Below are 20632 nucleotides of genomic sequence, written 5' to 3'. Positions count from 1 at the left end.
ACGCGCCTCTGGTGGGTGTGGCGCTTTCCCTCGCTCCACCCGCAAGAGGCGCCAGGGGTTGCCATCCGGCCCGCTTACCGGCAAAAGGCCGCGCATTCGCAAGGACCCGGTGCAATTCCGGGTGGCTATCCCGGCCGCCGATCCGCCGGGCAACATCACACACATGCCATCACCGAACCGCCGGATTTCAACAACCCGGCGCTCCCATGTGCCTGATGCGGAAAATTTCGAAATGACCAGCTTTCTCGCCCACTATCGCCAGGGATGGCGGACGAACATCCGTGCCGATGTCCTCTCCGGCCTCGTCGTCGGCCTCGCCCTGATCCCCGAGGCCATCGGCTTCTCGATCATCGCGGGCGTCGATCCCGCGGTCGGCCTCTGGGCCTCGGTCGCGATCGCGATCGTAATCTCCTTTACCGGTGGACGCCCCGCCATGGTTTCGGCCGCGACGGCGTCCGTCGCCGTCCTCGTTGGCCCGCTCGTACGCGAACACGGCGTCGACTACCTCTTCGCCGCGACGATCCTGATGGGCCTGTTCCAGATCATCGCCGGCATCCTGCGCCTCAATCTTGCGATGCAGTTCGTCTCGCGCTCGGTCATCACCGGCTTCGTCAACGCGCTCGCGATCCTGATCTTCATGGCGCAGTTGCCGCAGCTCACCGACGTCACCTGGCAGACTTACGCGATGATCGCGGGCGGCCTTGCGATCATCTACCTGCTGCCGCGTGTGACGACGCTCGTCCCCTCACCGCTCGTCGCAATCGGCGTTCTGACCGCGATCTCGATCTATTGGCACGTGCCGGTCAACACCGTCGGGCAGATGGGTAAGTTGCCCGAAGGCCTGCCGGGCTTCGGCCTTCCGAATGTCCCGCTGACGTTCGAGACGCTGCGCATCATCACCCCCACCGCGCTCGCGATGGCGGCCGTGGGCCTCCTCGAGACGCTGCTTACCGCGCAGATCGTCGACGACATGACCGGCACCGATTCCTACAAGCGCGTCGAATGCCGTGGCCAGGGCATCGCCAACATCGTTGCCGCGCTGTTCGGCGGCATGGGCGGCTGCGCGATGATCGGCCAGTCGGTGATCAACGTCACCTCGGGCGGGCGGGGCCGGCTCTCGACCCTGGTTGCGGGCGTGTTCCTTTTCATCCTGCTGGCCGCACTCGGCCCCTGGGTCGGCCAGGTGCCGATGCCCAGCCTCGTCGCGGTCATGATCATGGTCTCGATCGGCACCTTCTCGTGGAACTCGATCCCCAACTTGCGCCGCCACCCCTGGCAGAGCTCGGTGGTGATGCTCGCCACGGTCGTTACCGTGGTCGCCACCAGCGACCTGTCGAAGGGCGTGATCGTGGGTGTGCTGCTTTCCGGCGTGTTCTTCGCGCAGAAGGTTCAGCGCTTCTTCGCGCTCGAACGCGTGGTCGACGGCGAAACCGCGACCTACCGCGTCACCGGGCAGATCTTCTTCGCCTCGGTCCACCGCTTCATCGAGAAGATGGACGCCGCCGCCGAAACCTGCCCCAAGGTCGTCATCGACATGAGCGGCGCGCATCTATGGGATATTTCCTCGGTCGAGGCGCTCGACAAGGTCGTAGCCGAACTCGCCCGGGGTGGCGCCGACGTGCGCGTCGTGGGCTACAACACGGCAAGCGCGGACATCGTCGACAAGTTCGCCGCGCACGACAAGACCGGCTTCGAACTGGGCACCGTTCCGCACTGATCACCGGCGCTTGCCTATTTTTCATAGGAACCAGACGGGATTTCGAGGGTTAACATCGAACTGACCCTTCGAAATCCCCTGGAGCCGAGCTCGTGAAGTCCCCGTCCGCTAAGTCCTCGTTTCGCTACTTGCCCGACTGGCCCTCGGCGCTCCTCGTCATCGCCGCGCTGGCTCCCGCCGCCGCCGTGCTGATGACGATCCCCGCCGACGCCGCCGAGAAGGTCGAAAAACAGGACATCCGGACCGTCTCCAGCCACATCGCCCACTGGACGATCAACGTACGCGACTGAGCGTCCCCGGGTTAAAAGCCCGATGGGGTCAGGACTTCACTTCAGGACGTCGGCCTCGTGCCAGACCACGGCCTGCGCCGCCTTCATGCAATTTTCGGCCGTATCCCAGCTAAGCGAGGGCGAACCATAGAGCCGCCAACCTTGCTCGAGCGCTTCGGACACCCGTTCGCAAAAGGCACGGTCGTCCTTGCCGGTCAGCAGGCGATAGATCGGCCGATCCTCGGGGGTTTCATACTCGGACATCGCGAAGGCTTCCTTTCCCGTTTCGCATCTTGCGGTTTATCAGGCGCCGATGCCTAGCCGTTACAGGGCGACAGGCAAGTCCTGGTTGCTCGACTTTACTGGCTACCCTTTGCCATCCTGGCTTGCCGCTGCGCCCTGCAGCGCCGAGAGGACCGCCATGGCGCGGCCCGCCTCATCGGCGGGGACGAAAACATGGTCGTGATGAAAAGCCGCAACCATGTTGCAGGCAATGCCGGCCTCGGCGAGCGCGCCTGCGACGGCGGCGGTGAGGCCGAAGCCGTCGAGCGCCGAGAAGACCTCGAGCACGATCCGGCGCATGACCAGGTCGACCGGGAACTGCGCCGCCCGCGCCGCCTCCAGGGGCAGAATCTGCGAAAGCCCCTCGTCCTCCCGAAACGTCGCGAGAGCCTCGGGGTGGTGGGCAGCGCCCGTGCAGAAGACGTAGTGGCGCGGGTCGAGCCGGGGGTTCATGCCCGCAACCATCGCGCGCGCCTCGCGCAACGGTTGCGGCCGATCCCCCGGCTCGAGCGCGTTCACAGGATGTACTTCGAAAGGTCAGCGTTGCCGGCGAGGCCCTCGAGCTTCTCGCGCACGTAGGCCTCGTCGATCGTCACGCTTTCACCGACGCGATCCTCGGCCTCGAAGCTCAATTCCTCGAAGAGCTTCTCCATCACCGTCTGCAGGCGGCGGGCGCCGATGTTCTCGACGCTCTCGTTGACCAGCGCGGCGATGCGAGCCACCTCGCGGATGGCCCCTTCGGTCATCTCCACGGTCAGCTTTTCAGTACCCAGCAGGGCCTTGTACTGGGCAACCAGGTTGGCGCGCGTCTCGGAAAGAATGCGCACGAAATCGGCCTCGGTCAGCGCCTTGAGCTCGACCCGGATCGGCAGGCGCCCCTGCAGTTCGGGCAACATGTCCGAAGGCTTGGAGACGTGGAATGCGCCCGAGGCGACGAACAGCACGTGGTCGGTCTTCATCGGGCCATACTTGGTCGAGACGGTCGTGCCCTCGATCAGCGGCAGAAGGTCGCGCTGCACACCCTCGCGGCTGACCGAGCCACCGCGCACGTCGGAGACCGCGATCTTGTCGATCTCGTCGAGGAAGACGATGCCGTTGCGCTCGGCATCGGAGATCGCGACGCGCTGGACGTCGTCCTGGTCGAGCCGCTTCTCCGATTCCTCGTCGACCAGCTTGTCCCAGGCGTCGGGCACCTTCATCTTGCGGCGCACCGTCTTGTGGCCGCCGAAGGCCTTGCCCATGATATCGGACAAGTTGATCATGCCGACCGAACCGCCCATGCCGGGGATCTCCATGGGCGCGTTGGGCGCGTCCTCGACCTCGATCTCGACTTCGGTCTCGTTCATCGCATTCTCGGTGATGCGCTGGTGGAAGGCGGCACGGGTCGCCTCCGAGGCGCCCTCGCCCACGAGCGCGTTGAGCAGGCGATCCATCGCCGCCTTGCTCGCGGCCTCGCGCACGGATTCGCGGCGACGCTCCTTCTCGAGGCGGATCGCTTCCTCGACCAGATCACGCGCGATCTGCTCGACGTCGCGCCCGACGTAGCCGACTTCGGTGAACTTGGTCGCTTCCACCTTCACGAAAGGCGCATCGGCCAGCTTGGCGAGGCGCCGGCTGATCTCGGTCTTGCCGCAGCCCGTGGGCCCGATCATCAGGATGTTCTTGGGGGTGACCTCGTCGCGCAGATCGTCGGACAGGCGCTGGCGGCGCCAGCGGTTGCGCAGCGCGACCGCGACGGCCTTCTTGGCTTCGGTCTGGCCCACGATGTGCTCGTCGAGCGCGGCGACGATCGCCTTGGGGGTAAGATTGTCGTTCATGATGGGGTGCAAACTCAGATGGTCTCGACCGTCACGCGGTCGTTCGTGAAAACGCAGATGTCGGCGGCGACCTGCATGGCCTTGCGCGCGATCTGCTCGGCATCGCCTTCGTAGGCGTCGATCGCGCGGGCCGCCGCCAACGCGTAGTTGCCGCCCGACCCGATCGCCGCGATCTGCGTGTCGGTGACCGCCTCGGGCTCGAGCACGTCGCCATTGCCGGTCAGGATCAGCAGAACGTCCTTGTCGGCCACGATCATCAGCGCCTCGAGATTGCGCAAATACTTGTCGGTGCGCCAGTCCTTGGCGAGTTCGACCGCCGCGCGCATCAGCTGCCCGCGGTGCTGTTCGAGCTTGCGCTCGAGGCGCTCGAACAGGGTGAAGGCGTCAGCCGTCGCGCCCGCGAAGCCGGCAATGACATTACCGCCCTCGCCCAGGCGCCGCACCTTGCGCGCATTGGGCTTCATGACGGTGTTGCCCATCGAGACTTGTCCGTCACCGGCGATCACCGTGCGGCCGCCCTTGCGCACGCCGATGATGGTCGTCCCATGCCACTGTACCAGGCCGTGGCTCGCTGCATCGTTATTCATGGGCGAGGATATATGCCCGCGCTCCCCGGGTTCAAGGCATGGGCAGACGCGATCGCTCCGCCCGATGCAAAAGGCCCGCGCGAAACGGGTTCGCGCGGGCCTTTTGCAGGTGTTCTGGACGCTTGCGCTGAACGATCAGCTGCCGTTCGGTCCCGGCCCGCTGGTCTGCGCCGAGCCGCCCATGCCGCCCGCACCCACCGAACCGATGTTGCCGAACAGATCTTCGAGCAGGCTGCGGTGACGGCCAAGCGTGGGCGTCTCGTCGCCGTTGGGTCCGACCCGCGCGACTTGCTCCATGCCGCGGCGCTGGACATCAAGCACGTTGCCCTTGTCGTCGAACTGGACGCGCAGCACGACCTGCTGGTCGGTGCGCGGCTTGCGGAAGGCGGGGGTCTTGACGGTCTGCGAGACGTAGTACCAGTCCTTGTTGCCGAACTGGCTCTCGAAAGTCGGGCGACCGAGCGTCTTTTCAACCGATTCCCGGTTGTCGACGCCGGGCTGAACCGTGTCGACCAAGGTCTGATCGACGATATACCCGCGATGGTCCTTGATCGAAGAGCAGCCGGCGACCAGCGCGCTGAGCGCCAGAATCACTCCTGCCGACCTGAGCTTCAAACCACGGTTACCCATCAAAACACTCCAAAACCTCGGGGACACGGCCGTGACTGATCCTTGCCAGCAGGCCCGCCGCCCATATATCGGCATCAGGCCTTAAGGCCCCGAAGCCAAGCGTGCAATGGCTGTACGCAGACTTCGCGGCGATTTGTCCGCGTTGGCGCGCGGCGTTTGAATTGCCGATGAACGGAAAAGGAGTGCCAGCCCACGTGTCCTTGATTTCCCGCCTTTTCACGTCCGCATCCGCTTCGCGCGAGAGCGTGCGCCCGCTCTGGCATCGCATCGTCGCCATCGCCCGCGAAGAACAGTGGTACGCGGCGGGCGGGATCGCCGACACGGTTTCGGGCCGCTTCGATGCCGTAACGCTCGTCATGGCGCTCGTCATGCTGCGCATGGAGCGCGGTAACGGGGCCGAGGGGAGCAACACCAAAAGACCGCTGGTAGCCGCATCGGCGCGGCTCACCGAGCTTTTCGTCGAGGACATGGACGGCCAGCTGCGCCAGTCGGGCGTAGGCGACCTGGTGGTGGGCAAGCGCATGGGCAAGCTCGTCAGCGTGCTCGGCGGCCGGATTGGCGCGCTGCGCACCGCGCTCGGCGACCCTGCGCCGGCCGAGGAACAGGAGATGCTCGGGGCCGTGCTCGAACGCAACGTCACGCGTGTCCCGGATGCGCCCGTCGAGCCTCTTGCCGCGGCCGTGCGTGGCCTCCACGCGCAGCTCCAGTCCCTTTCCGATGAAGACCTTCTTGCTGCAAGGATCGCGCGATGACCACGCCCAACCCGGCTCCTGAATTCTCCCGCCCCGTCGACGTGCGCCAGGTCGAGGGTCTCACCCCCACTCTCGAGGCCAACGCCCAGGAGCGCGAAGCTCTTGCGCGTCGCTTCACGCTCGTCCGGCTCGACCGCCTCGTCGCGCACCTGGAGCTAAGCCGCAAGGACCGCACGGTCTCGGTCACGGGCACGCTCGAGGCGAGTTGGGTGCAGACGTGCGCAATCTCGGCCGAGGAACTTCCCGTCTCCGTGTCGGGCGAGCCGATCGACTTGCGCTTTGTGCCCGAACTCACCGACTATGCGCCCGACACCGAGATCGAGCTCGACAGCGACGATCTCGACGAGATCGAATACACCGGCACCCACGTGGACCTTGGCGAAGCGGTCGCCCAGTCGCTCGCGCTTTGCATCGACCCCTACCTCACGGTGCCAGACGCCGAGGCCGCACGTGCCGAAGCCGGATTGAGCAAGCCCGAGGACCTGGGCCCGTTTGCCGCGCTCAAGGGCCTGACGACCAAGAAGGATTGATCCTGCCGGCGCGCTGCACCGCGAACGATCTGCGATACGAGAGCCCGAAACGCGATCGGGCCGCACGCGCGACCCGACCGATGGCTTCTCGATCGCGCGGGGCGATCGGAAGGGCAATGGTACGTCCAGCAGCGCTACCAGCCGTCCAGCCTCGAGGCCCCTCTGATGCTTGTGCAGGGAAGCATCGGCACGGCTCCGGGTGAACGCTCAGCGCCTACTTTCAAGGCCCTGAAGGGCAAGGCGACCATCCAGCGGTTGGAAATATCCTTCGGATCGCTCTCTGCCTAGTTCGCCATGGCAACCATCGGCGCGTCCGCCTCCTTCGGCGCAAAGATGTCGCCCGCATCCGTGAAACGGGTGCTGGGCAGGACCAGCCCCTGGTTGACCGCCCAGATCGCGGCCTGCGTGCGGTTCTGGACCATGAGCTTGCGCAGGATCGCCTTGACATGGACCTTGACGGTCGCCTCACTGATATCGAGACGGTAGGCGATCACCTTGTTCGGATAGCCCATCACGAGGCAATGAAGTGTGTCGATCTCGCGCTCGGAAAGAAGTTCACCCAGCTCGACCTTGACCTCGGCTTCCCCCTCGATCGGCGGACGCCTGTGCGCAAGGTGCTCCAGGAGGGCGCTGGGCATGACCTTCTCACCCTGATGCACAAGTCGCAGCGACCCCAGCAGAGGGTCCGAAGCGATCTCCTTGAGCAGGTAGGCGTCCACTCCCCGATTGAAGGCCTCGACCATCTGGCCGAAGTCGAAATTGTCCACGAACGCGGCAATACGCAAGTCCGGGAAGCACTCCTTGAGCGGCTGCAGACTGTCTATATCGCCATCAAGCGCTGCCAGGTCGAGAATCGCCAAATCGAAATCCGCGACGTGCTCGTCATCAAGCGCATCCGCGCAAGAAGCGAAGAAATGCGAACAGGAAAATTCGCTTCCCTCGAGGATCTTGCCGATCCCCTCCCTGATGATCGATGTAAAACCAATGATTGAAACGCCCACAACTGGGTATAGAGACGACATCTTTCTTCTCCCCCAAATGATAAAATTACGGGCGACCCAAAAGGCAGACAATGCCTCATAGCCATCTTCACGCGCGCATATTGAGAAATGCGCATAATATGCGATATTATGGAAAACACGCACACGTGTTTAAATACCCACCTCCTTGGAGGTAGATATATCCAATCACTCAAGAATTAGGAGCGTGGCTCACCCAGGTCAAATTACAATAATGTTTAATATTTATCTTTGTATGCATCATTACAATCGAATCTGAAATATCGCGGCCAGCAATAGAACACAATATACACACAGAGTCGATGCTATTATATAACTAAACTAGAATGTATAAATTTTGCGAAGTTCCTAAATTTATCCAAGAAAAACCATGACATCGAACCGCACATCCGGTTCGCTCGCGCGCGGACGATGCAAACGATTGCGAAAGCGATCTTCTCCGTCGACATCGCAGCGAAGACCCTTGCTCCGCAGCCAATGCCGAGAACTAGCATTCGATCTGGCGCACGATGACAAAGGCTTCGGCTGCCTTCGCAAAGACGTTCGCCCCCCGCACCACCGCCAGACTTTCGATGACCTTGAGCGAGCGCTCATCGGGAAACTCCTTCACCTGGCTCTCGAACATCGCGAAAGCCTCGAGCTTGCGCGCGAGCGTGCCGGCGATATCGATGAAACAGTTGGGAACGAACGCAGGCGTGATGGGCGGCGCCAGCCAGTTGGTCTCGGACAAAGTCTCGTAGCACAATATTCGTACCGGCACGTGCTCTCGGCGCGGGCGTGCGGCCACCATCGCCCCCAGGAACGCGAGCTGGTGATCGAGGTGAATGTCGCCGACGAACGGCAGGAAAAGTGTATCCGGCGCGAGCGCCTCGACGACTTCGCCAATGGCCTGGTTGATCCGCCAGGCAGGCACCGTATCCAAACGGGCAGCTGGAAGATCGAGACGGTGCGTACGCGTCACGCCGATATGCGCATGGGCGCGCTCCATTTCCGCGATGACCCGCAGCACCGCGTCCTCCGCGAAATCCGGAGGGTGACCGCGTGTCACGAGACAAACGTCCACCTCGTGCCCCTCCTCGGCCAGACGCGCGATCGTCCCTCCGCACCCCAGAATCTCGTCATCGGGATGGGGCGCAACCACCAGCACCCGCCCGAAATGGCTCAACGTCATGACCTCGCCCCCAATATGGCGTGGATTCTGGGCGCCGCTCCGTCGGCACTCTCCCATTCGACGACGTCGATCGGTCCCGAGCCGGTCATGACCCGCATTGTCCCGCCCTCGAAGCCAAGGACCTGACCGGGCAGGGCGTGATGGTGCCACCCATCGCCGCAAGGCCGCGTCGCCCAGACTGTCAGACGACTTGCGCCGCACATCGAAAAGGCGCCGGGATAGGGCCGCCCGACCGCGCGCACGAGCCGGTCGATCTGCGCGGCATCGGCCCGCCAGTCGATCCGACCGTCCGCGGGCGTGCGACGGGCCGCCCACGTCGCGAAGCGTTCATCCTGCTTTTCTCGCGGCGCGCGGCCTTCGGCCAAAAGCGGCAGGTTTGTGCGCAGCAGGCCCCGCAGCGCGTTCATGTGCCTGTCGTAGAGGCCCTGCGCCGTTTCATCGGGCGCGACATGGAAGAACCTCTGCGCCAGGATATCCCCCGTGTCCGCCCCCGGCCCGATCCAGAAGAGGCTAGACGCGGAAATCGGCTCATCAAGCAGGATTGTCCAGGGAATGGCGGCACGACCTCGCAGGCGCGGCAAGGGAGCGGGATGGTATCCGATGGTCCCCGAGGTCGCGATCGCCAGGAATTCCTCCTGCACGATCTGCGACCAGCCGACGACGAAGACATAGTCGGGCGCCGCGGCGCGGACCATCGCCAGGACGTCCTCGCCATTGCTCTTCGCGGCGTGGCCAATGCCTGCCCCCAGGGCCTGCGCCAGTGGTGCAAGGTCCACGATATCCGAATGGCGCGTGTGCAATTCAGGAGGCAAGGTCAGGACCAGCGGCACCTCCCATCCCGGGGCCTCGCGCAGTTCCTCGAGCAGAACCTGCGTGCTACCGACAGCGCCAACGACGACGGCCCTGACAGAGCCTGCCTGCGCGGTGCTCTTCACCTCTGCCGCCAGCGGGGAGATAGCTAAGTCTGCCCGTGCCGCGAACCGGCTCGAGCCGGGCCGGTCCAACCGCTGCCTCAGCAAGTCTTCACCGGGCATAGGAACAAGCCCGGTCCTGCCGAGCATCCTCAACGGATATCTCCGTTACCTGTGCGCTCGCCTCGAGCACCGGCTGCATGGCCGGCAGGGAGGCGACCGCTTGCGTTCGCGCGTTCACCACGTCGTCCACCTGCCCCCAGGGGGCCTGCAAAAGGTCCATTTCGTCCAGCAACTGACGGTTGACCTTGCGTACATCGTAGATCTTCTCGGCGATCTCGCGCGAGCGGCCGCCCATGACCGCGATACGCTCGGGCGCCTCGACGAAACGCAGCATCGCCGCGCACAAGGCCTCGACGTTGCGCGCCTCGACGAGATAACCGTTCTCACCTTCGAAGATCGGCTCCCGGCATCCCGGCATGTCGGTGGTTATGACCGCGCGTCCGACAGCCATCGCCTCCAGGATCGTTCGCGGTAGCCCTTCCCGGTAATAGGAAGGCAGCACGAAGACCGAACACGCCTCCAGGTAGGGGCGGACATCCGAACAACCTGGGATGAAAGTGACCGGATACTGGCTGGCCAGACGCGCGCATTGCGCCGCATCGATTCCGGTCGGATTGCTGAGCTCGTAGTGGCCGAGCACCCGGAACTCGCATTCGTCGTGGTCGGCCTTGATCCGCGCCGCGGCCTCGAGAAACTCGTAAATCCCCTTATCGCGCATGAGACGCCCGACCAGCAGGAAGCGCAGCTTCTGGCGCGGCAAGGGGGCCTGCGCGAAACGCTCCAGATCGATGCCCGAACCCGGGACCTGAACGACGTTGGCCGTCTCCGACACGATCCCGAGGCGGATCATCTCCTTGCGGTCATCGCTATTGAACACGAACACGGCCCGGGCACGGCGCACCGCCTCGCGATAGAGCAAGCTCACGACCTTGCGCAGAACGGCGCGCTTTCGGCTGGCATCGCTGAAGACATGGCCCAGGCCCGACATGAGCGCATAGAAGCGCGGCACGCACAACAGGCGCGCCGCGATACCCCCGTAGATAATCGGCTTCTGCGTATAGGCCAGCACCAGGTCGGGCCGCTCGCGCAGCATCAACCGAACGTAGTCATGAAGAAGCTTCAGGTCGCTTAGCACGCTGGTGCCCGTGCGCTGCATGCCGACCTCGCGAAAGCCGATCCCCGAGGCATCCAGTTCACGCACCACGTCCTCGTTCCGGTCCGGCGCGACGGCCACGACCTGGTGCCCGTTCGCCACGAGCTCGCGCAACAAGGATCCGCGAAAATTCGTCAGCGAATAGGCCAGACTGGAAAGGACAAGAATTTTCATGACGCGGTTCTGCCCCCTGATTGCAAAACGACGGGGACCCATTGGACTCGCATTGCACGAAACATCGCGATCTTGGATCCGCCACAGATCAAGGCCGCAGCAGGGAGACACCATTCGAAAGAGAATACATCTCGCCCGAACAGGCCCTCCCACCGGTCACACCCTCAATTCACAGACAATAATGATCCGGAGCCTCCAAACATCAAGAACGCAATAGGTTGATCACCCATTCGATAGCGTCAGGAAATTTAGATAGGTTTACATAGGTAAACTTGAGAATTGCAGACCACCTTTCGAATCACTTCCACAGCCTGCGACGATTCCGACTTATGGCTTTAAGATCACGTGCGCCGGCCTCCCCACTGCCATAGCCTTGCAACCGCAGATGCCGTCGCGTCTCCTGACCGCGATCGTCTCGCCTTGTCTGGATCGTCACAACTGCGAAGGCTCCCCCATGCGCCAAACTGTTGCAGACCGTGCCGCGTCACCCGTCGAGCGACGGCGCCCCCGGCCGATGCTCAGGGTCCGAAAGTTCGACGGCTCGCGTGATCGCACCGCGATTGAACGTTTCAGCCTGCGGCGCACGTTGCGCAGCCAGTTGCTGATCAGCTTCGACACACTCGCCATCGGCTCGACGTTCATCGCGGCGTTCGTGTTGGTCGGCCGAGGCCCTTTCCTTCGTGGCGACGCGATCTCGTGGACGACCGCCGGAATGGCCATCGTCACGGTCATCGGCCTTTACCTGAGCGGGTTGTACCGCCGTAGCTGGCGGTTCTTCAGCTTCGCCCACTCGATCCATCTCGTGGTACTGACCCTGCCCTGCATCAGCCTGGGCTGGGCCATCGCGCTGCTTTCGCCGACAGTGCGCATGGAGCACTCCAATCTCCTGGCAGTCATGGGTATCCACTGGCTCCTTGCCACGTCGGGCCTCGTCATGCTGCGCGCCCTGCGCCGCCTGACACACGAGCGCCTGACCCACGGCAACGGCGTGCAGCGCCGCCATACCGCGGACCGCCAGCTCCCCCGTGCCCTCCTCGTGGGTTCGCCCGACTGGGTGCTCTCGATCATCGAGATGCTACGCCGGGAAACGACGCCCTCGTTCGTCATTTCGGGCGTACTCCTGCCCAATCGCCACGACACCTTGATGCAGATCGGCAATGTTCCCGTCCTGGGCTGCCACGAGGACATCGTCAGCGCGATCGAACGCCTCGAGGCCAAGGGCCACCGTCCCTCACTGGTCATCGCCAGCGACGACGGCAACGACCTCACCAATCGCGAGATGGCGCGCCTGACCAGCCGAGCGCATCACCTGAACCTGGAACTCTCGCGGATCCGCGATTGCTGGAGCCACATTCTCCAGCGCAGTGCAAGCGCGGTCCCCGAGGAACTCTCGGTCAAGGACCTACTGGGCCGCAGCGAATTCACCCTCGAGAGCGAGCAGATCACCAGCCAGGTCTCGGGCAAGTGCGTGCTGGTGACGGGCGGCGGTGGTACGATCGGCTCGGAGCTGTGCTGGCAGCTGGCCAGCTTTCGCCCCTCCACCCTGGTCGTGCTCGATCACAGCGAATACCACTTGTACGCCGCCGAGATGAAACTGCGGGAACGCTTCCCCAACATCAACATCAAGGCAGAGCTGTGCAACATTCGCGAACGCGCGGAAGTGTGCAACATCTTCGCCAGGCACCGGCCCGCCATCGTCTACCACGCCGCTGCGCTCAAGCACGTGCCGATCGTCGAGACCAACCCCTGCGCGGGGGTCCACACCAATATCCTGGGCACGCGCATCGTCGCGGACGCGGTGTGCGAGTTCGGCGCCACCGCGATGGTCCAGGTGTCGACCGACAAGGCGGTGAACCCGGTGGGCATGATGGGCGCGACCAAGCGGGTCGGCGAACTCTACTGCCAGGCGCTCGACATGTGCGGGATCGACGACCCCGACGCGCCGCGCTTCATGACCGTGCGCTTCGGCAACGTGCTGGGATCGAGCGGTTCGATCGTGCCATTGTTCCAGCGCCAGTTGCGCGAAGGGCGCCCGCTTACGGTGACCCATCCGGATATCGAACGCTTCTTCATGACCGTGCGCGAGGCGGTGCAACTCATCCTGCAAAGCAGCGCCGCGGCGCTCAGCGAACAGTCGCAGCGTGGCACGATCTTCGTTCTCGACATGGGCAAGCCCGTGCGGATCGTCGATCTCGCCTATCGCATGATCCGCCTCTACGGGCTTCAGCCCGAGATCGACGTCCCTCTCCAGTTCGTGGGCCTTCGGCCCGGAGAAAAGCTCTACGAGGAGCTTTTCGACATCTGCGAGGAACAGACCTCCTCGCGCATCAAGGGCATCTTCGAAGCCCAGTCGCGCCCCATTCCGCTGCCGCTGATCTCGCGCAGCATCGATGATCTCGCGCGGGCCGTGCAGGCAGGCGACCAGACCGAAGCGCGGCGCATAACCCACGCACTCGTCAAGATGCCCAGCAGCGTGACGTCGTTCCAGGTCATCGAGAACACCGCGATGATGGGCGAGATGCCGCGCGCGAACGAACATGCCCCGGCATGAGGAGGCAAGAGAGGATGAGTTCGACCGCCCTTGCCGCTGCGCGAGAAACGCGATTGCCGATAGAGGCCCTGCGCTCGCGGTGGCCTTGCCACGAGGAAGACGAAATTGCTGCGGCCTGCGCAGTCCTGCGAACGGGCCGCGTGAACGCCCTCGTCCACGGCGAGCACACCCGCGAATTCGCCCGTGAGTTCGCCGCCTATGTGGGCATGCCATCGGGCGTCTGCGTCGCCAACGGGACGGTCTCGCTCGAGATCGCGCTGAAGGCGCTGGGGATCGGTCCCGGCGACGAAGTGATCGTCCCGGCGCGAAGCTTCTTCGCGACCGCCAGCGCCGTGATGGCGAGCGGCGCCAGCCTTGCCTTCGCCGACGTCGAGCCGGTCAGCCAGAACATCGACCCCGCGTCCGTCGAACGGCTGATCGGCCCACGCACGCGCGCCGTGATCTGCGTGCACCTCGCCGGATGGCCCTGCGACATGGATCGCCTCGTCGGCCTATGCGAAGCGCATGGTCTTTCGCTGATCGAAGATTGCGCGCAGGCCCACGGCGCCCAGTGGCGCGGACGCCGGGTCGGTGCCTTTGGCGCTGCCGCCTCGTTCTCCTTCTGCACCGACAAGATCATGTCGACCGGCGGCGAAGGCGGCCTGATCCTGCTGCGCGATCCGGCGGTCTGGGAGACGGCCTGGTCGATCAAGGACCACGGCAAGGACCACGCGCTTCTCCATGACGGACAGGGGCGCCCTGGGGAATTCCGCTATGTCCACGAGCGTCCCGGCTCGAACCATCGGATGACCGAAATGCAGGCGGCGCTTGGCCGCTGCCAGCTTGCGAAACTGGAAGGCTGGCTCGCCCGGCGACGCGAAAACGCCGAGGCCCTGCACCGTGCGCTTGCCGGAATTCCCGGCCTGACCCTTCCCGCGCCCCCTCCGCACGTGCGCCATGCCTGGTATAAATTCTATGTCCAGCTCGACGAGGACCAGGCCCGGCGGCGCATGGCCATCATCGCGGCCCTGCACGAAAGGGGCATTCCGGCCGGGAGCGGCGCATGCCCGGACATGAGCCGCGAGCACGCGCTCGCCCGGTGGCCCTGGCGCAGTGACGCAGGCCTTGCAACGGCCCAGGCCCTTGGCCAGCGCACGCTCATGTTTCCCTGCGACCAGACGCTGGCGGCGTCCGACATGGCCCGCATGGCCGACGCCCTGGCCCAAGTGCTGGCCCGATGAGCTCCGCGCAGCCTCCGGGCGAGCCGAAATGGCAGCCCGACTTCGTGATCATCGGAGCGGTCAAGGCCGCGACCACCTGGATCCAGGCCCGCCTCCAGGAAAATCCCGCGATCTACATGCCCGACCCCGAGCCGCATTTCTTCAGCACCGAGTTCGCCTCGGGGCCGCTCCATTACCGCAGCTATTTCCGCAACATCCCCTCAGGTGTCACCCATATAGGGGAGAAGTCGGCCGATTACCTCGCACATCCCGAGGCGCCCGCCCGGCTGGCCCGGATGCTGCCGCAGGCGCGTCTGGTGCTCCAGCTACGCGATCCGGTGGAGCGGGCCTATTCGGACTACAAGATGTTCTACCGGCGCGGAACCATCGACGGCCCTCCCGAGGATTACCTCTGCGATCCCCAAGGGCCTTATCCCCGCTTTCTCGAGGATGGACTTTATGCGCGCCATCTGGCGCGCTGGCTGGATGTTTTCCCGCGCGAGCAGATTCTCGTCTACCTTTACGAGGACCTGGCGATCCGGCCGCGCGAAATCGTGGCCGAGGTATCCCGTCACATCGGCGTCGAGCCGTTCTTTTCCCCCGGTGCGGCGCGCGCCCGTGAGAACAGCAGCCGAGCCTCGGTGCTGCCGCTGCCGCTGCGCCGCGCGTTGCGCCCCTTCAAGGAGGCGGTACGTCCCTGGCGCGGCAACCCGATCTTCGAAAGCGCCCGCGCCCTGGTTGCCCGCAAGATACGGTATCCAGCCTTGAGCCAAAGCCTGCGGGCGCACTTGTCCGAATATTACGCAAGCGACACCCAGACGCTCCAACGATTGATCGGCCAGCCCTTGCATTCCTGGCAAGGCAGCCACGCACCCGCGACGGCCAAGCCGCCGGTCAGTGGGCCGATCCTGGGACGTCCCGCTCCAAAATGGGTATGGCGCGGTTCGAATTCGGGGGGCGCCTAGCCCCGAATAGCATCTGGGATCTGCGGCAAGGCGCGATAGCCTGTCGCGATCGTATCCATTTCTTGGTCATGCCCTTCGCGCCGCATGGCGCGCGCGTGCCGGGGCCGTGCCAAGCGTTGCAGGAGCCAGCCATGTCTGAGACCGCGCCGTCCACACCCCGCCCTGCCGGTACCTTCGTACGCGCCGTGCTGATGGGCTTCGCCCTTTCCAGCGCGACCCTGGCCGGTTGCGCCTCCCCCACCGGCTCGCTTCCCGCTCTCGCCGAGACCGGGCAAGTGCCCTACCAGGTCGCGGCGGGCGACAAGATCCATATCGCGGTCCAGGATCTGGCCAACGTCGATGGCGATTACCTGGTCGAGGAAGGCGGCACGATCTCGCTTCCGCTCATCATGAACGTGCCGGTCGCTGGCCTGAGCTATCGCGAGATCGAGCAGGGTATAGCCCGTAAGCTGATTTCCGATGGTATCCTTGTCGGCCAGCCCATCGTCAATGTACGCCCCGTCGAACTGCGCCCGTTCTACGTGACGGGCGAGGTCAACCATCCCGGTGAATTTCCCTACCGCTATGGGATGACCGTGCTTTCGGCCCTTTCGGCGGCAGGAGGCTATACCTACCGCGCTTCGACGGGAAAGGTTGCGATCACGCGCCTGGTCGATGGACGGGACGTCGTCGCCAAGGCCACCGAGACCACGCCGGTCCAGCCCGGTGACCGCATCCAGGTCTACGAACGCTGGTTCTGATCGTGAAGGCCCGCCACGCGTTTGCCGCGCTGGTCCTCGACCTCGTCGCGCTCGGTTGCCCGGCTTTCGCGCAGACCGAGACCATCGGCAGCACCGCACCCTCGGTCTACCCCGATGACGGCGCGTACCGCTCCGCTCCGCTGCGGCTGGGCGGCCTCAGCCTGACTACCGCAGCCAACGTCCGGATCGAATACGACAGCAATGTCTACGCCGCCCACACCGCCCGGCAGGACGATGTCTATACCGACCTTTCCGGCCAGTTGCGCGCCGACCATGGCTCGGGACCCTTGACGATCACCGGCAACGCCACCGCCACCTTGCGGCGCTACGCAAGCCGGAGCACCGAGAACTCGGACCGCTGGCTTCTCGACGCGACGGCCAAGTGGTCCCCCTCTCCGGGCTCGGCCTTGTCGGTGCGCGCGCTCTGGCAGCGTGCGATCGAGGATCGCAGCGATACCGAAGCCCGCGCCGATCCGGACAGTGGGCCGCGCAAGTTCGATATCACCGGTGCCGAGTTCCACTATCGTGCGCTGCCGGGCAGGCTCCTGTTCGACGTCCAGGCCAGCGCGACGCACTTCGATGCCCTCTCCGCGATCGACGCGGACCGCGATTTTACGGCCATCAACGGGCAGGCCACCCTCGGCCTGCGCCTCAGCGGCACCTTCTTCGCAACCGCCAGCGGCTTCGTGAACCGGCGCGAATTCCGGCTTTCGCGCACGCCAGCGGGGTTCGAGCGCGACTCGACCACCATCGGTGGCCAGATCGGCGTCAATTTCGAACCGGGCGGCCTGTTCGAGGGCAGCCTGGGCCTGGGCATCTTCCGTTTCGACCCGGACGAACCGACGATGCCGAAGCGCACCGGCCTCTCGCTGACGGGGGCCCTAATCTACCGCCCCTCCCGGCGCACCGCACTTCTCCTCGATGCCTTCAACGGCGACGTCGCGACCTTTCGGACCGGCGCGCAAGGCCGTACCGACACCCGTCTGCGCGGAAGCGTACAGCAGGAGATCCGGCACAATTTCTTCGCGACCCTGAGCGCCGGCTGGCGCAAGAGCACGTTCGTGGGCACCGGTATTGCCGAGAACACCGCCACCCTGTCGGCGCAGACGGAATACGTTGTCGGACCGAACCTCTCGCTCAGCCTCAGCGGCGAAATCGCGAAGCGCACCAGCGAGCGTGTCGTGGCGCGCTTCGAACGCTTCCGCGGCGGGATCAGCCTGCGCGCCCGGTTCTGACCTCGCCGCAGCGAGCTGCCAGTCCGGAAAGGCGCTAGTCCGCCGCCGACCCGCCCGGTGCCAGCGCGGAATAGACCGCGCTCACCCGATCGGCATGGTTTCCCATCGAAAAACGCGCGCGCGCGGTACGCCTGGCACGCGCACACATAGCCTCGCAGCGGTCCGGATCGGCAAGCAACCTGGCCACGGCCCGCGCCATCGCGCGCGAATCGTCGAGTTCGCACAAGATCCCGCAATCCCCTTCGAGCGCCTCCGGGTTGCCGCCCGAGCGCGTCGCCACTACCGGCGTTCCAACGAGCATGGCCTCGACCAGCGTGCGTCCCAGGGGCTCGCGCGCAGCCGGGACCAAAAGCACGTCGCATCCGGCCAGCCACGCGTGTCCAGGCGAACAGAAGCCCATCATGTGCGCGCGCGCGTTGCCACGCACTCCTTCGACCCGCCGGGGCAGGCGTTCGCCGTATTCGCTGTTGCGCGGATCACCGAAAAGCAGGCCCCGGACCGGACGGTCGACCAGCCCTGCCAGGGCCTCGATCGAATCCAGGAAGCCGAACGGGCGCTTGCGTTCGATGAAATTCCCGAAGTAGCCGCACAACAACGCATCGGCCGGGCCTGCGATCCTCTCGAGGATGCGTGCCCGCATGGTTTCGCGGTTGGCGGTCACGCTCGTATCGAAGGGACTGTGGACCACTTGCGCCCGCTGTGCCGCGCGCGAACCCTGCGCCGGCAACGAGAAGCGCGAGACGGTCAGGATGCGGTCGGCCAGGAGCGGAGCCACGAACCGCAGCCCCCGGGCCGAGGGATCGCCCCGATGGTGCCACACGAGCCGAGCGCCGGCGAGCCGGGACGCAAGCGCCCAACCGGCATGGCTGCGCCCATCGTTGGTGTGCACGATGTCCACGCCCTGCTCCTTGAGGAAGCGGCGGCGCGCGGGAATGCCCGCCAGCGCGCCCAGCGCCTTGACCGGGCCGATCGGGGCCCCCGGGACGAGCGAGCGGCGCGGCGGTGCGGGATCCGCGATCTGTCGCCATCGCGCGAAGAATTCGGAAATGTCGCCGCCCGGCTTTTCGGGCACGACCAGCACGCGATAGCGCTCGGGATCGAGCTGCTCGAGAAGGCCGCGAACCGACATGTGGCTTCCCCCCAATTCGTCTCCGCTGAAGGGAAAGCAGATCGTCAGCGCTCGGCCGATCTGGCCGCTGCGCCAGGGCCGCTCGAGCACGGGAAGAGCCGGGGCCGGTTCGTTCAAAGCCCGAAACCCCGCTCGCGATAGCTCAGGAAGGCCTCGAAGTTGGATACACCGTCACCGTCCGCATCGCCCCAGGCATCCGACTTGGCGGGATTTGCACCGTGGCTCGCTTCCCACCCGTCGTCCATGCCGTCGAGGTCCGCGTCGGGATAGGGCGTTGCCGCGGGCTGGACCGGGATCGCTGGCGCGGGCGAGCCGATCTGGCCGGTTTGGTTGCGCACGTCGGCCACGATCTCCTCGTCGATGGCATCGCGCGGAAAGGCGCCCGACCGGGCAAGCACGGTGTAGTACGAGGCATTCGCGGTCTGCGGCGCGGCGGTCAGCGGACAGGGACCGGCGGAAACCAGGCTCGGCTCGACTTCCGAGCTGACGTGATGGAAGTTGCCCGAAAAGGCATTCCCCCAAAGATAGATCTTCGCGCGCCCGGTCGATCCCACCGTCTCGCGCGCGATACCGCGGCTGCTGGTGTTGGTGTTGTTGCCGGCCAGGAACGTGTTGTTCACGATCGAGACCGGCGAGCCGCCGTAACTTTCCCAGACCTCGGCGAATTCCGACTGGGCGTTGTAGAGGATGTTGTTCACGACCTCGACGCACGAGCCGGGCGGAAAATTGATGTCCGGATTGCGGTCGCCGTTGTGCGCGCAGATGTTGTTCACGAAGCTGAGGTTCTGCTTGTCCACCGGATCGCTGGCAAGGAGCGCGCACTTGTCGTGGGAGGGAACACCCCAGGCGAAGATCGAATTGCTGATCGTGACCATGTCGTTGTCGGCATAGCCGTTGATGTCCTCGTCGCGCGACCAGGAGGTGCTGACATGATCGATCAGGACCTTGTAGCTGTTCTCGATGGTGATGTTGTCCTCGGCCACGCGGTTGAGACCAGCCTTGTCGTTGCGCACCCGGATATGGCGGATGACGACGTCGTGCGCGTTCTTGATCACCAGCGGCGTCTGCCCGTTGGCACCGCCGTTGTGGCTGAGCGTGATACCCCCGCCCGGAGCGGTCTGCCCCGCGATCGTGATGAATGGATAGGCGATGCGCGGCGGGCGCTGGGTAAAGCGGATCACGCCGTTGACTCTAAAGACGCAGACCCGTGGAAACTTGTAGTCGATGCACGAGCGCAGTGATCCCGGACCACCGTCGGCCAGCGTCGTGACGTAGATGATCCTTCCGCCACGCCCCCCTGCGCTCACCGCGCCATAGCCCACGGCGCCGGGGAATGCCTTGGTCCCCGACGGCGTACTGACGACCGGAGGCGAAGCGGCAACGCTTGGCAGCGCGCAATCGGCCAGCGCCGCCGCGATGATCCCGACCACGAAGAGAGCATGGCGGCCCGGCCGCCTGCCTTCATGGCCCACACGATCCTCCGTAGCTTTGTGCATCGCGCACTCCCGTCGACTGCCCGCTTGACGTGCATGGTCCGAGCCGGGCCAAGCCGCATAGCGCGGCAAGCCCGGCAATTCCTCTCCCGGCGCGCTATCGCGTCCGCCGCAAGGCCCGGCGAGGGCCTGCCCGATGCAAACTTGGCTTTGCCCGGAAGGCCGAGTGTGCGAGCCGCGTCCACCCCGCACAAGTCATCCTTTGGGCGTAAGTCCGCCTTCGCCATGCCCCTTTGGCGTTACCG

Annotated in this window: 20 protein-coding genes and 1 other annotated feature; of the genes, 9 read left to right on the top strand and 11 right to left on the bottom strand. The window is 65.0% G+C overall.

The genetic code is table 11. The features are described from left to right. Positions 1 to 99: 99 nt before the first annotated feature. Positions 100 to 155: a sequence feature (sul1 is cis-regulatory element that is thought to sense ions involved in sulfur or methionine metabolism; They are found in Alphaproteobacteria), on the top strand. 77 nt (positions 156 to 232) lie between these two features. Then, a complete protein-coding gene (locus tag HT136_RS02510; RefSeq protein WP_214197442.1) occupies positions 233 to 1717 on the top strand; it encodes a SulP family inorganic anion transporter in 1485 nt (494 codons plus the stop codon). A 92-nt stretch (positions 1718 to 1809) separates the two neighbouring features. Further along, a complete protein-coding gene (locus HT136_RS02505) occupies positions 1810 to 2007 on the top strand; it encodes a hypothetical protein (RefSeq protein WP_214197440.1) in 198 nt (65 codons plus the stop codon). A 36-nt stretch (positions 2008 to 2043) separates the two neighbouring features. Here the strand turns inward: HT136_RS02505 and HT136_RS02500 are convergent, their stop codons facing one another. From HT136_RS02500 to HT136_RS02480, 5 genes are all read right to left on the bottom strand, one after another. Continuing rightward, positions 2044 to 2250: a DUF1737 domain-containing protein gene (locus HT136_RS02500; RefSeq protein ID WP_214197438.1), complete on the bottom strand. Its 207-nt coding sequence runs from the start codon at positions 2248 to 2250 to the stop codon at positions 2044 to 2046. Positions 2251 to 2352: 102 nt separating this feature from the next. Then, positions 2353 to 2787 (bottom strand): ACT domain-containing protein, encoded by a 435-nt coding sequence (locus HT136_RS02495; protein ID WP_343222086.1) that lies wholly within the window; start codon positions 2785 to 2787, stop codon positions 2353 to 2355. Further along, entirely contained in the window at positions 2784 to 4085 is a 1302-nt protein-coding gene (hslU, locus tag HT136_RS02490) for an ATP-dependent protease ATPase subunit HslU (RefSeq protein ID WP_214197436.1), read from the bottom strand. The genes HT136_RS02495 and hslU overlap by 4 nt, the downstream gene beginning before the upstream one ends. 14 nt (positions 4086 to 4099) lie before the next feature. Further along, a complete protein-coding gene (gene hslV / locus HT136_RS02485; protein ID WP_246543285.1) occupies positions 4100 to 4672 on the bottom strand; it encodes an ATP-dependent protease subunit HslV in 573 nt (190 codons plus the stop codon). A gap of 135 nt (positions 4673 to 4807) precedes the next feature. Then, complete coding sequence (locus tag HT136_RS02480; RefSeq protein WP_214197434.1) at positions 4808 to 5302, bottom strand: outer membrane protein assembly factor BamE; 495 nt, start codon at positions 5300 to 5302, stop codon at positions 4808 to 4810. Between the two features lie 194 nt (positions 5303 to 5496). On the opposite strand from HT136_RS02480, the gene HT136_RS02475 reads away from it, so the two are divergent. Both HT136_RS02475 and HT136_RS02470 read left to right on the top strand, forming a co-directional pair. Then, positions 5497 to 6054: a ubiquinol-cytochrome C chaperone family protein gene (locus HT136_RS02475; protein ID WP_343222085.1), complete on the top strand. Its 558-nt coding sequence runs from the start codon at positions 5497 to 5499 to the stop codon at positions 6052 to 6054. Then, the gene (locus HT136_RS02470) at positions 6051 to 6584 is read left to right on the top strand and encodes a YceD family protein (RefSeq protein ID WP_214197430.1); all 534 of its coding nucleotides are present in this window, start codon (positions 6051 to 6053) and stop codon (positions 6582 to 6584) included. Before HT136_RS02475 ends, HT136_RS02470 begins: the two co-directional genes overlap by 4 nt. Positions 6585 to 6868: 284 nt before the next feature. Here the strand turns inward: HT136_RS02470 and HT136_RS02465 are convergent, their stop codons facing one another. From HT136_RS02465 to HT136_RS02450, 4 genes are all read right to left on the bottom strand, one after another. After that, the gene (locus HT136_RS02465) at positions 6869 to 7657 is read right to left on the bottom strand and encodes a LuxR C-terminal-related transcriptional regulator (protein ID WP_214197429.1); all 789 of its coding nucleotides are present in this window, start codon (positions 7655 to 7657) and stop codon (positions 6869 to 6871) included. A gap of 433 nt (positions 7658 to 8090) precedes the next feature. Next, complete coding sequence (locus HT136_RS02460; protein WP_425516873.1) at positions 8091 to 8768, bottom strand: PIG-L deacetylase family protein; 678 nt, start codon at positions 8766 to 8768, stop codon at positions 8091 to 8093. Between the two features lie 2 nt (positions 8769 to 8770). Beyond that, complete coding sequence (locus HT136_RS02455; protein WP_343222084.1) at positions 8771 to 9709, bottom strand: methionyl-tRNA formyltransferase; 939 nt, start codon at positions 9707 to 9709, stop codon at positions 8771 to 8773. 88 nt (positions 9710 to 9797) lie between these two features. Further along, positions 9798 to 11075 (bottom strand): glycosyltransferase family 4 protein, encoded by a 1278-nt coding sequence (locus tag HT136_RS02450; protein WP_214197423.1) that lies wholly within the window; start codon positions 11073 to 11075, stop codon positions 9798 to 9800. Between the two features lie 514 nt (positions 11076 to 11589). On the opposite strand from HT136_RS02450, the gene HT136_RS02445 reads away from it, so the two are divergent. The 5 genes from HT136_RS02445 (at position 11590) to HT136_RS02425 (ending at position 17765) form a co-directional block, all read left to right on the top strand. Next, entirely contained in the window at positions 11590 to 13626 is a 2037-nt protein-coding gene (locus HT136_RS02445) for a polysaccharide biosynthesis protein (protein ID WP_214197421.1), read from the top strand. After that, positions 13623 to 14846, top strand: a complete 1224-nt coding sequence (locus tag HT136_RS02440) for a DegT/DnrJ/EryC1/StrS family aminotransferase (protein WP_214197420.1) — start codon at positions 13623 to 13625, stop codon at positions 14844 to 14846. Before HT136_RS02445 ends, HT136_RS02440 begins: the two co-directional genes overlap by 4 nt. Continuing rightward, on the top strand, positions 14843 to 15790 hold the full coding sequence (locus HT136_RS02435; RefSeq protein WP_214197418.1) for a sulfotransferase family protein: 948 nt from the start codon (positions 14843 to 14845) through the stop codon (positions 15788 to 15790). Before HT136_RS02440 ends, HT136_RS02435 begins: the two co-directional genes overlap by 4 nt. Before the next feature lie 131 nt (positions 15791 to 15921). Then, positions 15922 to 16530, top strand: coding sequence for a polysaccharide biosynthesis/export family protein (locus HT136_RS02430; protein ID WP_214197416.1), 609 nt, complete (start codon positions 15922 to 15924; stop codon positions 16528 to 16530). 2 nt (positions 16531 to 16532) lie between these two features. Continuing rightward, positions 16533 to 17765, top strand: coding sequence for an outer membrane beta-barrel protein (locus HT136_RS02425; RefSeq protein WP_214197414.1), 1233 nt, complete (start codon positions 16533 to 16535; stop codon positions 17763 to 17765). 34 nt (positions 17766 to 17799) lie between these two features. Here HT136_RS02425 and HT136_RS02420 read toward each other — a convergent pair whose 3' ends face one another. Continuing rightward, entirely contained in the window at positions 17800 to 19011 is a 1212-nt protein-coding gene (locus HT136_RS02420; protein WP_246543283.1) for a glycosyltransferase family 4 protein, read from the bottom strand. Then, complete coding sequence (locus tag HT136_RS02415; protein WP_214197412.1) at positions 19008 to 20390, bottom strand: pectate lyase family protein; 1383 nt, start codon at positions 20388 to 20390, stop codon at positions 19008 to 19010. Before HT136_RS02415 ends, HT136_RS02420 begins: the two co-directional genes overlap by 4 nt. Positions 20391 to 20632: the final 242 nt, after the last annotated feature.

Source organism: Novosphingobium profundi (assembly GCF_018491765.1).
Classification (GTDB): Bacteria; Pseudomonadota; Alphaproteobacteria; order Sphingomonadales; family Sphingomonadaceae; genus Novosphingobium; species Novosphingobium profundi.
This window is presented reverse-complemented; position numbering and strand designations above follow the sequence as displayed.

Excerpts from the sequence above, each read along its gene's own strand:
- HT136_RS02500 (WP_214197438.1), bottom strand. The coding sequence starts at position 2,250 with ATGTCCGAGTATGAAACCCCCGAGGATCGGCCGATCTATCGCCTGCTG.
- HT136_RS02440 (WP_214197420.1), top strand. The coding sequence starts at position 13,623 with ATGAGGAGGCAAGAGAGGATGAGTTCGACCGCCCTTGCCGCTGCGCGA.
- HT136_RS02430 (WP_214197416.1), top strand. The coding sequence starts at position 15,922 with ATGTCTGAGACCGCGCCGTCCACACCCCGCCCTGCCGGTACCTTCGTA.
- HT136_RS02470 (WP_214197430.1), top strand. The coding sequence starts at position 6,051 with ATGACCACGCCCAACCCGGCTCCTGAATTCTCCCGCCCCGTCGACGTG.
- hslU (WP_214197436.1), bottom strand. The coding sequence starts at position 4,085 with ATGAACGACAATCTTACCCCCAAGGCGATCGTCGCCGCGCTCGACGAG.
- hslV (WP_246543285.1), bottom strand. The coding sequence starts at position 4,672 with ATGAATAACGATGCAGCGAGCCACGGCCTGGTACAGTGGCATGGGACG.
- HT136_RS02445 (WP_214197421.1), top strand. The coding sequence starts at position 11,590 with ATGCTCAGGGTCCGAAAGTTCGACGGCTCGCGTGATCGCACCGCGATT.
- HT136_RS02435 (WP_214197418.1), top strand. The coding sequence starts at position 14,843 with ATGAGCTCCGCGCAGCCTCCGGGCGAGCCGAAATGGCAGCCCGACTTC.
- HT136_RS02450 (WP_214197423.1), bottom strand. The coding sequence starts at position 11,075 with ATGAAAATTCTTGTCCTTTCCAGTCTGGCCTATTCGCTGACGAATTTT.
- HT136_RS02480 (WP_214197434.1), bottom strand. The coding sequence starts at position 5,302 with ATGGGTAACCGTGGTTTGAAGCTCAGGTCGGCAGGAGTGATTCTGGCG.
- HT136_RS02415 (WP_214197412.1), bottom strand. The coding sequence starts at position 20,390 with ATGCACAAAGCTACGGAGGATCGTGTGGGCCATGAAGGCAGGCGGCCG.
- HT136_RS02510 (WP_214197442.1), top strand. The coding sequence starts at position 233 with ATGACCAGCTTTCTCGCCCACTATCGCCAGGGATGGCGGACGAACATC.